The organism is Pseudomonas putida (assembly GCF_001636055.1).
Taxonomy (GTDB): Bacteria; Pseudomonadota; Gammaproteobacteria; order Pseudomonadales; family Pseudomonadaceae; genus Aquipseudomonas; species Aquipseudomonas machongensis.
In genome coordinates this window covers 4,137,832-4,151,937 of the sequence record NZ_CP011789.1, presented here as the reverse complement: position 1 = coordinate 4,151,937, position 14,106 = coordinate 4,137,832, and the positions used below count along the sequence as shown (strand labels likewise).

Below are 14,106 nucleotides of genomic sequence, written 5' to 3'. Positions count from 1 at the left end.
AGGACCACGACAATGAACGACAAGATCAGCGTTGCCATCATCGGTTCGGGCAATATCGGCACCGACCTGATGATCAAGATCCTGCGCAACGGCCAGCACCTGAAGATGGGCGCCATGGTTGGCATCGACCCGGCCTCCGATGGCCTGGCGCGGGCCGAGCGCCTGGGCGTGGCGACCACCGCCAAGGGTGTCGAGGGCCTGCTGGCGCTGCCGGGTTTCAAGGATATCCGTATCGTCTTCGACGCCACCAGCGCCGGTGCCCACGGTCGCCACAACGCGCTGTTGCAGGAGCACGGGGTCAAGGTCATCGACCTGACGCCCGCCGCCATTGGCCCGTTCACCATTCCGGCGATCAACCTGGATGCTGAACTGGCCGCGCCGAACATCAACATGGTCACCTGCGGCGGCCAGGCCACCATACCGATCGTCGCTGCGGTGTCGCACGTGGCCAAGGTGCATTACGGTGAAATCGTCGCCTCGATCAGCAGCAAATCGGCAGGCCCCGGCACCCGGGCCAATATCGACGAATTCACCGAGACCACTTCCCATGCCATCGAGAAACTCGGCGGGGCACAGAAGGGCAAGGCGATCATCGTCCTCAATCCCGCCGAGCCGCCGCTGATGATGCGCGACACTGTGTTCGTGCTGTCGGAGCCGGCAGATCAGGCGGCGGTCGAGCGCTCGATCCTGGCGATGGTCGAGGCCGTGCAGGCCTACGTGCCCGGCTATCGCCTCAAGCAGCAGGTGCAGTTCGAGGTGATCCCGGCAGACCAGCCGGTGAATGTTCCGGGGCTGGGGCTGCGCAGCGGCCTGAAGACTTCGGTGTTTCTCGAGGTCGAGGGCGCCGCGCACTACCTGCCGGCCTACGCCGGCAACCTGGACATCATGACCTCGGCGGCCGTGGCCTGCGCCGAGCGTATCGCCGCTACCCAGTTCGTGGAGGGCTGAACACATGAACGCCGGCAAGAAACTCTATATTTCCGATGTCACCCTGCGCGACGGCAGCCATGCCATCCGCCATCAGTACACCTTGGAGCAGGCCCGCGACATCGCCCGCGCGCTGGACCAGGCCAAGGTCGATTCGATCGAGGTCGCCCACGGTGACGGCCTGCAAGGCTCGAGCTTCAACTATGGCTTTGGCCGGCACTCGGACCTCGAGTACATCGAAGCGGTGGCTGAGGTCATCAGCCACGCGAAGATCACCACGCTGCTGCTGCCTGGCATCGGCACCGTGCATGACCTCAAGAATGCCTACAACGCTGGTGCCCGGGTGGTGCGCATCGCCACCCACTGCACCGAAGCCGATGTCTCGCGCCAGCACATCGAGTACGCCCGCGAGCTGGGCATGGACACCGTGGGTTTTCTGATGATGAGCCATATGCTGGCGCCCGAGCCGTTGGCGCAGCAGGCGAAGCTGATGGAAAGCTACGGCGCCACCTGCGTGTACATGGCCGACTCGGGCGGCGCGATGAACATGCAGGATGTACGCGAGCGCTTCCAGGCGTTCAAGGCGGTGCTCGACCCGTCCACCGAGACCGGCATGCATGCCCACCACAACCTCAGCCTGGGCGTGGCCAACTCGATCACCGCGGTGGAGGCGGGCTGCGATCGCATCGACGCCAGCCTTGCCGGCATGGGGGCTGGTGCCGGCAACGCGCCGCTGGAGGTGTTCATCGCGGCCGCCGAACGCCTGGGCTGGAATCACGGCACCGACCTGTATCGGCTGATGGATGCGGCCGACGATATCGTCCGGCCCTTGCAGGATCGCCCGGTGCGGGTTGACCGCGAAACCCTGGCGCTCGGCTACGCCGGGGTGTATTCCAGCTTCCTGCGCCACGCTGAGATCGCTGCTCGCCGCTACGGCCTGAACACCGTGGACATCCTCGTCGAGCTCGGCCGTCGCAAGATGGTGGGCGGTCAGGAAGACATGATCGTCGACGTTGCCCTGGACCTGCTGCGACCCTGAAACCACAACGCCTTGCCAATGCTTTGCCCCAACCACAAGCCTAATAAAAAGGGGAAATACCATGAGCCAGCACACTGCCCGAATCGGCGAGATCATCGATAACGCGCGCATCTCGCCTTACCAGATCATCGTTCTTACCCTGTGTTTCCTGATCGTTCTGGTCGACGGCTTCGACACCGCCGCGATCGGCTACATCGCCCCGGCCCTGCGTGAGGAATGGGGCCTGCTACCGGCACAATTGTCGCCGGCCTTCGGTGCCGGTCTGTTCGGCCTGTTGGTCGGTAGCCTGGTGTTCGGGCCCATCGCCGATGCCATCGGGCGCAAGCGCGTGCTGCTGGTGTCGGTGCTGGTGTTCGGCGTCGGCACCCTGGCCTCGGCCTATGCCCACTCGATCGAGTCGCTGACCGTATTGCGTTTTGTCACCGGTATTGGCTTGGGCGGGGCGATGCCCACCTGCATCACCCTGAGCTCGGAGTATTCCCCGGCGCGGCGGCGGATGATCATGGTCACCCTGAGCTGGAGCGGCTTCACCGCGGGCCTTGCGCTGGGCGGCATGCTTGCGGCGCAGATCATCCCGCTGTTCGGCTGGCGTGGCGTGCTGATGATCGGCGGTATCGTGCCGCTGGCCATGCTGCCGTTGCTGGCCTGGCTGATGCCTGAATCGGTGCGCTTCATGGCTTCGAGCCCCAAGCATGGCGATGCCTTGCGCAAGGTGGTCGAGCGCATCACCGGCAGTAGCTATGCCGGGGTGACCATCCTCGACGACGAGCGCCCGGCGCAGGTGCGTTCGCCGATCTCGCACCTGTTCATCGAGGGCCGCGCGGTGCGCACGCTGCTGTTGTGGCTGGCGTTCTTCTGCTCGCTGTTCGTCTTCTACCTCCTGACCAGCTGGCTGCCGAGCCTGCTCAAGGACGCCGGTTACGACATCGCCCATGCCGCGCGTGTCGGTGCGATGGTGCCGCTGGGCGGCACGGTCGGCGCGATCCTGCTGGCGCTGCTGATGGACCGTGTCGGGCCTTATCGTGTGCTGGCCTGCTCCTACCTGGGGGCGGCGGTGGTGATCGCGGTCACCGGCTACCTGATGGGCGATATCTATGGCCTGGCGGCGGCGGTGTTCCTGATCGGTTTCGGCGTGGCCGGTGCGCAGAACGGCCTTAACCTGGTGTCGGCGACCCTCTACCCGACCACGGCCCGCGTCACAGGGGTCAGCTGGGCCATGGCCTGCGGGCGTTCCGGCTCCATCGTCGGCTCGACCCTGGGGGCCTGGCTGATCGCCGCGGCCGGTACGCCGGTGGTGTTCTTCCACTGGCTGGCCATTCCCGTGGTGGCAGGTGCGGCGGCGATCTTCGTGCTGTACCGGCTGAGCATCCGGCCATCTGCGGCCTGGCCGGCTGAAGCACCTCCCGCGCACTCCTGATCCCTGAATGAGTACCAGCGCCCGCTTCCTGACAGAAGCGGCGTCGGGCGCGGCTTGCCTGCGCCTGGCGTTCGGCGCTGCACATAACAACAAGAAACGAGGAGCACACAGCATGTCTTGCAAACGATCTTCTTTCGCTCCCGGGCTGATCGCCCTGGCGCTGGCCCCCCTGACCAGCCAGGCCGCTGGCCTGATCGAGGATTCCCATGCGCGCCTGGAAATGCGCAACATCTACTTCAACCAGGACAACCGCAGCGGCAGCGCCAACCCGTCCAAGCAGGAGGAGTGGGGCCAGGGCTTTCTGTTCGACTTCACTTCCGGCTACACCGAGGGCGCCGTCGGTGTCGGTGTCGATGCTCTGGGCATGCTTGGCATCCGTCTGGATTCGGGCAAGGGCACCCACTACAACCCGCAGAGCACCAACCGCGGTGGCCTGGTGTTTCCCACCGCCAGCGATGGTCGTGCGGTGGACGAGTTCAGCACCTTGGGCGTGACTGGCAAGCTGCGCGTTGCCAAGACCGAAGCGCGGCTCGGCACCTTGCGTCCGAAGATGCCGGTGCTGACCCTCAACGACGGTCGCCTGTTGCCGGAAACCTTCGAAGGCCTGCAGATCACCTCGCGCGACCTGGAGAACTTCACGTTCACCGGCGGGCAGATCCAGCGAGTCAAGAGCCGCAACTCGTCGAACAACGAAGGCATGGCGATTGCCGGAGCGGGTGGGCCGTTCGGTAAGCGCAGCAATGCGTTCAACTTCTTCGGCGTCGATTACGCCGTGAGCCGCGACCTGACCTTGCAGTACTACTACGGTGAGCTGGAGGACTTCTATCGCCAGCACTTCGTCGGCCTGGTGCACCAGTTGGCCTTGCCGGTGGGCAGCCTCAAGGCTGACCTGCGCTATTTCGACAGTGGTCCGTCGGGGCGCAACGGCAGTGTGGCTGGACGGGCCGAGGGGTACCGCAGTGCCGGTTTCGGCAACAACGGCAAGGTCGATAACCAGGCGTTTGCCGGGCTGTTCACCTACAGCCTCGGCGGCCACGGTTTCAGCCTGGGCTACCAGCAGCTTGAAGGCGACAGCGACTTTCCCTTCGTCAACCAGGGCGATGGCTCGGCCACCTACCTGATCACCGACCGCCAGACCGGTGCACGTTTCCAGAAGGCCGGCGAGCGGACCTGGGTGGCGCAGCACACCTACAACTTCGCCGCTGTCGGCATTCCGGGCCTGACCACGCTGCTGGCCTACCAGCGCGGCGACAACACCAAGTCGGCGCAGGGTGACCAGCATGAGTGGGAGCGCGATTTCTGGGTGACCTACGCGGTGCAGGGCGAGATGTTCAAGGGGCTGTCGTTCTCCTGGCGCAACGCCAGCTTGCGCAGCACCTACGCCAACCAGCGTGACCTGGACGAGAACCGTCTCTACATCACCTACAGCCTGCCGCTGTTTTAAAGCACAGCCCGCGCCACTCTCGTGGGCGCGGGCTTGCTCGTGAACGAGTGAGCGATTGGCAGATGGGCACCATGCCGATGTCGTTCGTCTAACCACCGACTCGGGCACGGCGCTGGTGGCAGAGGATCCGGTGTGGGCACCGGTCAGGTAGCGCCGGGTTGAATGCCGCTGCGCTGCACGAGCATTCACGCGCGATCACCGCCAGTGCTACAGTCGCTTCTTTTTGCCCCGAGGATGGAACATGCGAGCACTACTGCCGATGACTGCAGCCCTGATGTTGATTGGCTGCGCTTCGTCGACCATGGAGGCCGCGCGCAACGGCCAGCCCAGCGCGCGCCTCGACTCGCAGAAAGCGCCGGAGCTGGTGGCCCAGTGCATCCAGTTCAGTTGGCAGGAAGAATCGCGCTTCGGCGTTGACGCCAGTGGTTACCTGGACACGCGCAAGGGCGGTGGCTTGACGGTGTACACCCGCGAGGCGGAATCCTTCGTTGACGTCTACCCGCAGGCTGGCGGGACCCGGGTCGATTACTACGCCCGCAAGAACGACATGGTTGCTCTGCAGCGCAAGGCTGCGGCGGCAACCTGCCTGTGAGTCAGCGAGGCATGTAGCGCAGTTGCCAGCGCCGTGGAATCTTCCACGAGACCACGGCGAGCAGCAGGGCGGTCAGCGCGCTGGCCAGCAGTGCCGCTCGCTCGAAGCGTTGCTCCAGCAACACACCCAGCACTGCGCCGATGAACATGCCGCTCCAGGGCACCAGTTGTACGCGCCACCCCAGCCGTTGTTGGCCCAACAGGGTGCGGCCCAGCCCGCGGCCGAACCGCGACAGCGCGCCGGTGACGTAGGTCAGGCCGATCGGCAGGCCGTTCACTTCCTCGACCACCGCATTGATCATGCCCATCGCGGTCACCGCCGCCAGTAGCGCGAGCAGTTGCATGGGCTCTGGCAGCATGCCGGCGACCGCCAGTAGCAGGGCGATCACACACAGCAAGGGCCAGTGACGCCGGCCGCTTCTGGCGGCAACGATCACCCCCAGTGCGTTGCCTAGCACGAACGCCGCGATCACCAGCGCCAGGCGCAGCACCGGCCCAGGCTCGGCGCTGCCCAGCGAGACCGCCAGGCGCGTGGTGTTGCCGCTCATGAACGAAACGAAATCGCCCGTGGCCATGAAGCCGATGGCATCGGTCATGCCGGCGAGTACCGACAAGGCGGCAACGAAATACAGCCCCACCGTGCCGCGGCGCTGTACCCGCTGTTGACGCTGGCTGTCGAGTGACGCACTTCCCGGTAGCATCGCAGCTCTCCCCCTGAATCAGCCCAGCCGTGCCTCGAGCCTGGCGATATGTGCTTGCAGCCGTTCATGTTCTTCGCGTTCGGCGGTGATGTTCGTGAATACGCTGATCAGGTGCTCGGGTTGCCCGTCGGCCTGGCGCTGCAACGAAGTGCGCGCGCGGACCCACAGGTAGTGGCCGTTTTTGTGGCGTACGCGTTTTTCCACTTCGTAGCGGTCGATCTCGCCGTCAAGCAGGCGCTGCAGCAAGTGCAGGTTGTGCGGCAGGTCGTCGGGATGGGTCAATTGCTGGAAGGTAGTGCCGTAGAGCTCGTCTTCGCGGTAGCCCAGCAGTTCGCAGAAGCTGCCGTTGACCCGCTGCCAGCTGCCGTCGGGATCGATGTAGGCCAGCGCGCCCCAGGCGAACTCGAAGATGGTGCGAAAGCGCGCCTCGCTCTGGCGCAATTCTTCTTCGGCGACTTTGCGTTCGGTGGTGTCCATGCTGATGCCGACCATCTTCACCGCGCGCCCGGCGCTGTCGGCCAGCACGGTGGCGCGCGAGGCGATCCAGCATTGGCTGGCGTCGGGGCGGGTGATGCGAAAATCGCATTCGCAACCGGTGCCGTCGGCAACGGCCTGGGCGTACATGGCCTGCATCGGCGGAATGTCGTCCGGGTGGATATGCGCCCAGAACTCTTCGTTGCGCTGCACTGGCCAGCCATACACCGCCTCGACGTTGGGCGAGTAGGTGACTGCATCGGTGACCAGGTTCCACTCCCAGGTGACGATGCGTGCGCCTTCCTGGGCCAGTTTCATGCGGGTTTCACTTTCCATGATCTCGGCGGTGTAGCGGCGCCGCACGTCGGTCATCGGCAGCTCTACCACCTCGGCCTGCTGGACGCTCTGCAAGGCTTCTTCACCGTAGCGCAGCCAGATCCAGTTGACCTTGAGAAAAGCGGCGAGCTTGCGCAGGTTGTCGTAGTCGATTTCGCCACCGCGAGTCCACTTGTGCACCGCGGTGCGTGAAATGCCCAGGGCGGTGCCCACGGCTTGCAGGGTCAGCTTGTGGTGTTCGAGCAATTCCTTGAGGCGAAAGGCAAAGCTGTTTTCAACCATGGGGCGGTTCCTGGAAGCGGGCCGGAAACGCGAGTATACCCGAGCCGTAAACTTCAGGTTGACGGGCAAATGCGGTTTTTTCTCATCCGGGTATTCCTCGCATCGTTCATAAATTGTTATGTTATTACATGAAATTTAGGAGCGTCGTTGATGAAAGTTTTCCCCGCCCGGTTCTGCCTGGGTTTTTCCCTGTCTGTGTTCGGCCTGCCCGGCAGTGCTGCCGAACCTGTAATACTCGAGGCCCTGACCGTCAGCGACAGTCATCTGCTGGAGCGCGCCGACGGCCCTGTGCAGGGCTATCGCGCCACCCGCTCGAGCACCGCGACGCGCACCGATACCGATGTGCGCGACACGCCGCAGAGCATCGCCGTGGTGCCCAGCCAGGTGCTTGAAGACCTCAACAGCACGCGCATCGACCGTGCCCTGGACTTTGCCGGTGGCGTCACCCGGCAGAACAATTTCGGTGGCTTGACCTTCCTCAACTACAGCGTGCGCGGTTTTACCACCGGCGAGCTGTACAAGAACGGCTTTGCCATCAACCGCGGCAGCTACAGTGCACCGGACACCTCCACCATCGAGCGCATCGAGGTGCTCAAGGGCCCGGCCGCCAGCCTGTACGGGCGCGGCGATCCGGGTGGCCTGGTCAATATCGTCAGCAAGCGTCCGCAGGAGGAGGCGTTCACGCGCCTGAAGGCCAGCGCCGGCACGTGGGATCGCTACCGCGGCAGCCTCGACGTCAACACGCCGCTGGACGAGGAGGGGCGCCTGCTGTCGCGCGTCAATCTGGCAGTGGAAGATAACGGCAGCTTCCGCGATCACGTCGACAGCCGCCGACAGATCGTCAGCCCGTCGCTGAGCTGGCAACTCGACCCTGACACACGGTTGTTGCTGGATGCCGAATTCTCGCGCACCGAATCGGTGTTCGACCGGGGTATTCCGGCGGTCAACAACCAGTTGGGATCCGTGAAGCGCTCGACCTTTCTCGGCGAGCCCAGCGACGGCCACATTCGCAACGACAACCAGACCCTGGACCTGGCCCTGGAACGCTACCTGAACGACAACTGGAAACTGCGCCTGGCCAACCACTACACCCAGGGCCACCTGCGCGGCAACAGTTCGGAGCCGTCGCGGGTGGACGGCCAGGCGATCAGCCGTTTCTACCGCGAACGCAATTTCGAGTGGAACGACAACATTACCCAGGCCGAACTGCACGGGCAGTTCGATTTCCTCGGCTGGCAGCACCAGAGCCTGATCGGCCTGGAGTACGAGAACTACCGCAACAGCCAGAAATACCCACAGAGCGCTACGTCGCTCGGCTATGGGCTGGATATCTACCAGCCGGTCTACGGCCAGCCCAAGCCGCCGCTGATCAACCCCAATGACTTCTTCGAACGCACCGAAAGCCAGGCGCTCAACCTGCAAGACCAGATCATCTTCGACGAGCGCTGGCGTGGCCTGCTCGGCGTGCGCCTGGAACGGGTCGAGCAGACGGCGCTGAACCGTGCCACCGGGGTAAGCAACAGCCAGGTCAAGGAAGTCGCTACGCCGCGTGTGGGGCTGTTGTATCAATGGACGCCGGAAGTGGGGGTGTTCGCCAATGCTTCCACCTCGTTCAAGCCCAACGCCATCGGCACCCAGGGCCAGGTGTACAAGCCGGAGAAGGGGCTGGGCTACGAGACGGGTCTGAAGCTCGACCTGTTCGATAGCCGGCTCGGTGCGACTGTCGCGTTGTTCAGCATCGACAAGGAAAACGTCGTCACCACCGATGCCTTTGGTGAAAGCATCGCCGCGGGCAAGGCGCACAGCCAGGGGCTGGACGTGCAGTTCAGCGGGCAGCTCACCGAGGCCGTGCGGGTGATCGGTGCCTATGCCTACATCGATGCCGAGGTCACCAAGGGCGATGCCGCACTGCCCAAGGGCAGCGACCTGCTGGGCATTCCTCGGCACAGCGGCAGCCTGATGGTGGTGCACGAGTTCCAGAACGGCTGGCTGCGTGGCTCGGATGTCGGCGCCTCGGCCAACTACGTGGGTGAGCGCTCCGGGCAGGCGGGCGGTGACCTGCGCCTGCCGGCGTACAGCACGCTGGACTTGCTGGCGCACTACAAGGCCAGCGAGCAGTTGAGTTTCGGGGTGAACCTGAACAACGTCTTCGACCGCAAGTACTACGAACGCGGCTACAACGCGGCGTGGAACATGCCGGGCGAGCCGCGCAACCTGAGTGTGAGCATGAGTCTGTCGTTGTAACCTCGGGCCGCACGGCGGTCCTGGAAAGCCCCATCAACCCCGCTGCATCCACCTTGGGCAGCGGTCCTCGAACGAGTGCCCGGTCGGTACCAGGCGCTCGTCCTCGATCTCATCGAAACACCCCAGCAGCAACGCCACCGTCGGTGCATCGTCGATCGCGCCTACCGAACTGCCGCAGCATCGGCAAAATGCCCGGCTGGAATAATCCGAAGAGCGCCAGGTGTCAAGCGCACCGCCGGCACCGACCCAGCGCACTTGCGCACGATCGAACTCCACCCAGCTCGCCACCAGTGCTCCGGTGTGCTGCTGGCACCAGCGGCACGAGCAGTGGTGGGGATTGCCCGCTGGTCCATCGGCCTCGAAGCGGATTGCACCGCACAGGCAGCCGCCCTTGTAGGTCTTCATGCTGGCGTTCTCTCCCTGAATGGCTGGTTGTCGGCCTGCCTCCTGGCCGGTTAACGTGGCGGTTTTCCGCACAGGGAAGTGTCCATGAATCCGTCACTGGAACTCAACCGCGCCAATTGGGACGAGCGGGCGCCGTTGCACGCCGCCTCGCCGGGCTATGAAGTCGAATGCTTCGTGCAGTCTGCCACGCATCTTTCCGAAGTCGTGCGCTTCGACCTGCCGCGCCTGGGCAATATACAAGGCCTCAAGACCCTGCACCTGCAATGCCACATCGGCACCGACACCTTGTCGCTCGCGCGGCTGGGCGCGCAGGTCAGCGGGCTGGACTTTTCGCCCGCATCGCTGGCGCAGGCGCGGTTGCTGGCCGAGCGCTGTGGCACCGATATCGACTATGTCGAGGCGGATGTCTACCGTGCCAGCGAGGTGCTGCCCAAGGCGAGTTATGACTTGATCTACACCGGGATCGGCGCACTGTGCTGGCTGCCGGACATCCAGCGCTGGGCGCAGAATGTCGCGGCATTGCTCAAGCCGGGCGGGCGGCTGTTCCTGCGTGAGGGGCACCCGATGTTGTGGACGCTCGACGAAACCCACGCCGATCGCCTGCAGGTCGACTTCCCGTACTTCGAGCATGAGGCGCCGCTCATCTTCCACAGCGACCAGACCTACGTCGAAAGCGAACATCGCCTGGCACAAACCGAGACCCATTCCTGGAACCGCGGCCTTGGCGAAATCATCACGGCGCTGCTTGAACAAGGCATGCAACTGACCGCCCTGGTCGAGCACCCGAGCATCCCGTGGGAGGCGTTGCCCGGGCAGATGCTCAAGGGCGCCGACGGCGAGTGGCGCCTGGCGGAGCGGCCCGAGCGCCTGCCGTTGAGCTACACGCTGCAGGCGCGCAAGGGCTGATCAGGAAAGGAAGCCGCCGTCGACGTTGAGCGCCGTGCCGGTGGTGTAGCTCGACGCGTCGCTGGCCAGGTACAGCACCGCGCCGGCCATCTCGCTCGGGTCGGCTACGCGCTTGAGCGGAATCTGCTGCAGGGCGGCGTTGAGGATGGCGTCGTTCTTCACCAGTGCCGAGGCGAACTTGGTGTCGGTCAGGCCCGGCAGCAGGGCGTTGCAGCGGATGCCGAACTGCGCGCACTCCTTGGCGAAGACCTTGGTCATGTTGATCACCGCAGCCTTGGTCACCGAATAGATGCCCTGGAACAAGCCCGGTGTCACGCCGTTGATCGACGCTACGTTGATGATGCTGCCACCGCCGTGCTCGCGCATCAGCTTGCCGGCTTCCACCGACATGAAGAAGTAGCCGCGGATGTTCACGTCGACGGTCTTCTGGAAGGCGCTGACGTCGGTGTCGAGTACGTTGCAGAACTGTGGGTTGGTGGCGGCATTGTTGACCAGGATATCCAGGCGTCCGAACTGCTCGCGGATGCCGGCGAACACTTGCTGGATCTGGTCCAGCTCACCGATATGGCAGGCCACCGGTGTAGCCTTGCCGCCGGCTGCGATGATTGCGTCGGCGACCTGCTGGCAGCCGTCGAGCTTGCGGCTGGAGACGATCACATGGGCCCCTTGTTGAGCCAGCAAATGGGCGATGGCTTCGCCGATGCCGCGGCTGGCGCCGGAAACGAAGGCGATCTTGCCGTCAAGGTCGAACAGTTGGGTCTTGGACATGCTGGTTTTCCTTGTTGTCGCCGGTTACAGAGTGGATTTGCCGATCAGTTGCAGGCTCATCTGCTCCAGCAGCCGGTTCATGTGGATGAACTGGGCGAAGCGTTTGTCCTGGGTCTGGCCGTGGAAGAAGCGGTAGTAGATCTGCTGGACGATCCCGGCCAGGCGGAACAGGCCGTAGCAGTAATAGAAGTCGAAGTTGTCGATGCGAATGCCGGCGCGCTCGGCGTAATAGTCGACGAACTGGCGGCGGGTCAGCATGCCGGGGGCGTTGCTCGGCTGGCGGCGCATCAGTTGCACCGGTGCCGGGTCGTTGGCCTCGATCCAATAGGCCAGGCTGTTGCCCAGGTCCATCAGCGGGTCACCGATGGTCGCCATCTCCCAGTCCAGTACGCCGATGATGCGCATGGGGTTGCTGGCATCGAGGATGACGTTGTCGAAGCGGTAGTCGTTGTGCACGATGCCAGGGCGCGCGTGGTCGGCGGGCATCTTCTCGCGCAGCCAGGCGATCACCTCTTCCCAGCGCGGCGCATCCGGGGTCAGGGCTTTTTCGTAGCGGCTCGACCAACCTTCGATCTGACGCTGCACATAGCCTTCGGGCTTGCCCAGGTCGGCCAGGCCGCAGGCGTTGTAGTCGACCTGGTGCAGTTCCACCAGACGGTCGATGAAGCTCTTGCACAGCGCCTCGGTGCGGCTGGCGTCGAGGTTCAGCTCCGGCGGCAGGTCCGAGCGCAGGATGATGCCCTTGACCCGCTCCATCACGTAGAACTCGCCGCCGATCAACGACTCGTCGGTGCAGTGCACATAGGCCTTGGGGCAGAACGGGAAGCCGTCGTTGAGCTGGTTGAGGATGCGAAACTCGCGGCCCATGTCATGGGCCGACTTGGCCTTGTGTCCGAAGGGCGGACGACGCAGCACGAACTCGCGCTCGGGGTAGGCGACCAGATACGTGAGGTTGGAGGCGCCGCCGGGGAACTGGCTGATGCTCGGGGTGCCTGCGAGGCCCGGGATATGCGCCTTGAGGTAAGGATCGATGATGGCTGCATCGAGTTCTTCGCCGGGGCGGACCTGGGTGGACTGGTCGGTGAGCGTCATGCGTATTCCTTATTCTCGGTCGCAAGGATCATTGGCTAATCTAATGGCCAACCTGGGTTGGGACAAGCGTGCCAAACGTCATATCGACGCGGGTGTTGCCGGTCGATCACTGCCCCTGATGAGTGATGCATGCAGGCTGCGGGCAAAAAAAAACCGAAGCCTGTCAGGCCTCGGTTTTCTTCATGCGCGTGTTCGCATCACTCAGGACGGGAACAGCTCGCTCAGCTTCATCGACAGCATCATGTCGCCTTCGACGCGCAGCTTGCCGCCCATGAAGGCCTGCATGCCATCGGTCTCGCCACTGACGATGCCTTTGAGGGTTTCGCTGTCCAGAACCAGGGTGCAGTTGGCGTCAGGGTTCTCGCCTTCCTGGATCTCGCAGGTGCCGTCCTTGACGAGCAGGGCGTAGTGCTTGTCTTCGTCGGTGATGTTGAAGCCGAACACCAGGTCCAGGCCGGCGGCGGCGGCAGGGTTGAACTTGGCTTTCATCGCTTCGACTGCTTTAGCTACGTCGCTCATGGTGTATTCCTTGTTGGGTGAAAGTCGCGTGCACGGGGCACAACAGGCCGGGCTCATCGATAGGTGAGAAGCTCCGGCATCCGCAACAGCTGCACGTGGGCCTGGCTGTTGAAGGAGGTCAATGCCACATCGCGGCCACGGAACTTCAGGTGGCTGAGCGACGTGTTGATGATCTGCCAGTTCAGCGCGAACGCCTGGGCTGGGGTGATTCCGGTGACCAGGTGGAGCAGGGCGGCGATGCTGCCACCGGAGGTGAAGATGGCAATGTTGTCACGGCTTGAGGCTTGTGCCAGGACGCGTTGCAGGCCGGCACCAACGCGCGCTGTGAACGCGGCCCAGGTCTCCAGGCCATCGTGAGCCTCGTGCTCGCCGTCATGCCAGCGCTGCACCATCAGCGCGAACAGACGCTGGAACTCACTGCGATTCTGCGCAGCATTGCGCAGCACGTGCAGCGCCTCGGGCTCGTCTGGCAGCAGGGCAGGGAGCAGGGCGCGGATCACGCCGTCGGCATCGAACTCATTGAAGGCTGCGTCGGTCTCTATGGCCGGGATTGCGCAGCCGATAGCGGCCATTGCGTCGAGCGTCAGCCGTGCGGTGTCCTGCTGGCGCCGCAGGTCGCCGGCCACGCAGCGATCCAGGTGCAGGTCCAGTTGAGCCAGGTGCTCACCCAACGCCTGACTCTGGCGCACACCCAGCGGCGACAGGACATCGTAGTCGTCGGCGCCGAAGGAGGCTTGGCCATGTCGGATCAGGTAGATGTTGCCCACTGGAATGTCCGGCCGGGATGGAGGTTGCTGCGAGGTTAGGATGCGCCAGAGAGGCTGTCAATGAAAAAACATACAAGCGTTTGAAAAGGTTGTTTGAACTGTGTTGCCAGCATTTTCCCATGCTGGCGGCAGCCCAGGCGCACCGGTATGCTTGCATCAGTTTCGCGTCGTGCAGGCGCAGGTTTATTAAGGAG

At 64.0% G+C, this 14,106-nt stretch carries 14 protein-coding genes; 7 read left to right on the top strand and 7 right to left on the bottom strand.

Annotated elements, in window-relative coordinates:
- The first annotated feature begins 12 nt into the window (after positions 1–12).
- The 5 genes from AB688_RS18585 (at position 13) to AB688_RS18565 (ending at position 5,419) form a co-directional block, all read left to right on the top strand.
- Positions 13–948 (top strand): acetaldehyde dehydrogenase (acetylating), encoded by a 936-nt coding sequence (locus tag AB688_RS18585; protein ID WP_063545468.1) that lies wholly within the window; start codon positions 13–15, stop codon positions 946–948.
- A gap of 4 nt (positions 949–952) precedes the next feature.
- Positions 953–1,966 (top strand): 4-hydroxy-2-oxovalerate aldolase, encoded by a 1,014-nt coding sequence (dmpG, locus tag AB688_RS18580; RefSeq protein ID WP_063545467.1) that lies wholly within the window; start codon positions 953–955, stop codon positions 1,964–1,966.
- Positions 1,967–2,027: 61 nt separating this feature from the next.
- Positions 2,028–3,383, top strand: a complete 1,356-nt coding sequence (locus AB688_RS18575) for an MFS transporter (protein ID WP_063545466.1) — start codon at positions 2,028–2,030, stop codon at positions 3,381–3,383.
- 112 nt (positions 3,384–3,495) lie between these two features.
- Positions 3,496–4,827 carry an OprD family porin gene (locus AB688_RS18570; protein WP_063545465.1) on the top strand — a complete coding sequence of 444 codons (1,332 nt, stop codon included), beginning with the start codon at positions 3,496–3,498 and terminating at the stop codon, positions 4,825–4,827.
- A 241-nt stretch (positions 4,828–5,068) separates the two neighbouring features.
- Positions 5,069–5,419, top strand: coding sequence for a hypothetical protein (locus tag AB688_RS18565; protein WP_063545464.1), 351 nt, complete (start codon positions 5,069–5,071; stop codon positions 5,417–5,419).
- A 1-nt stretch (position 5,420) separates the two neighbouring features.
- Here AB688_RS18565 and AB688_RS18560 read toward each other — a convergent pair whose 3' ends face one another.
- Both AB688_RS18560 and AB688_RS18555 read right to left on the bottom strand, forming a co-directional pair.
- Positions 5,421–6,119 (bottom strand): YoaK family protein, encoded by a 699-nt coding sequence (locus tag AB688_RS18560; protein WP_063545463.1) that lies wholly within the window; start codon positions 6,117–6,119, stop codon positions 5,421–5,423.
- A gap of 18 nt (positions 6,120–6,137) precedes the next feature.
- On the bottom strand, positions 6,138–7,211 hold the full coding sequence (locus AB688_RS18555; RefSeq protein WP_063545462.1) for a helix-turn-helix domain-containing protein: 1,074 nt from the start codon (positions 7,209–7,211) through the stop codon (positions 6,138–6,140).
- Positions 7,212–7,361: 150 nt separating this feature from the next.
- Here AB688_RS18555 and AB688_RS18550 point away from each other — a divergent pair, with 150 nt between their 5' ends.
- Positions 7,362–9,455 carry a TonB-dependent siderophore receptor gene (locus AB688_RS18550; RefSeq protein WP_063545461.1) on the top strand — a complete coding sequence of 698 codons (2,094 nt, stop codon included), beginning with the start codon at positions 7,362–7,364 and terminating at the stop codon, positions 9,453–9,455.
- 33 nt (positions 9,456–9,488) lie between these two features.
- On the opposite strand, the gene AB688_RS18545 is transcribed toward AB688_RS18550, so the two are convergent.
- Positions 9,489–9,860 (bottom strand): GFA family protein, encoded by a 372-nt coding sequence (locus tag AB688_RS18545; RefSeq protein WP_063545460.1) that lies wholly within the window; start codon positions 9,858–9,860, stop codon positions 9,489–9,491.
- An 84-nt stretch (positions 9,861–9,944) separates the two neighbouring features.
- Between AB688_RS18545 and AB688_RS18540 the strand changes: the two genes are divergently transcribed.
- Positions 9,945–10,766 (top strand): class I SAM-dependent methyltransferase, encoded by an 822-nt coding sequence (locus tag AB688_RS18540; protein ID WP_063545459.1) that lies wholly within the window; start codon positions 9,945–9,947, stop codon positions 10,764–10,766.
- Here AB688_RS18540 and AB688_RS18535 read toward each other — a convergent pair whose 3' ends face one another.
- From AB688_RS18535 to AB688_RS18520, 4 genes are all read right to left on the bottom strand, one after another.
- Positions 10,767–11,534 (bottom strand): SDR family oxidoreductase, encoded by a 768-nt coding sequence (locus tag AB688_RS18535; protein WP_063545458.1) that lies wholly within the window; start codon positions 11,532–11,534, stop codon positions 10,767–10,769.
- A 24-nt stretch (positions 11,535–11,558) separates the two neighbouring features.
- Complete coding sequence (locus tag AB688_RS18530) at positions 11,559–12,626, bottom strand: phosphotransferase family protein (RefSeq protein WP_063545457.1); 1,068 nt, start codon at positions 12,624–12,626, stop codon at positions 11,559–11,561.
- A gap of 201 nt (positions 12,627–12,827) precedes the next feature.
- On the bottom strand, positions 12,828–13,145 hold the full coding sequence (locus AB688_RS18525) for an SCP2 sterol-binding domain-containing protein (protein WP_027920549.1): 318 nt from the start codon (positions 13,143–13,145) through the stop codon (positions 12,828–12,830).
- 53 nt (positions 13,146–13,198) lie between these two features.
- Positions 13,199–13,912 (bottom strand): histidine phosphatase family protein, encoded by a 714-nt coding sequence (locus AB688_RS18520; protein WP_063545456.1) that lies wholly within the window; start codon positions 13,910–13,912, stop codon positions 13,199–13,201.
- Positions 13,913–14,106: the final 194 nt, after the last annotated feature.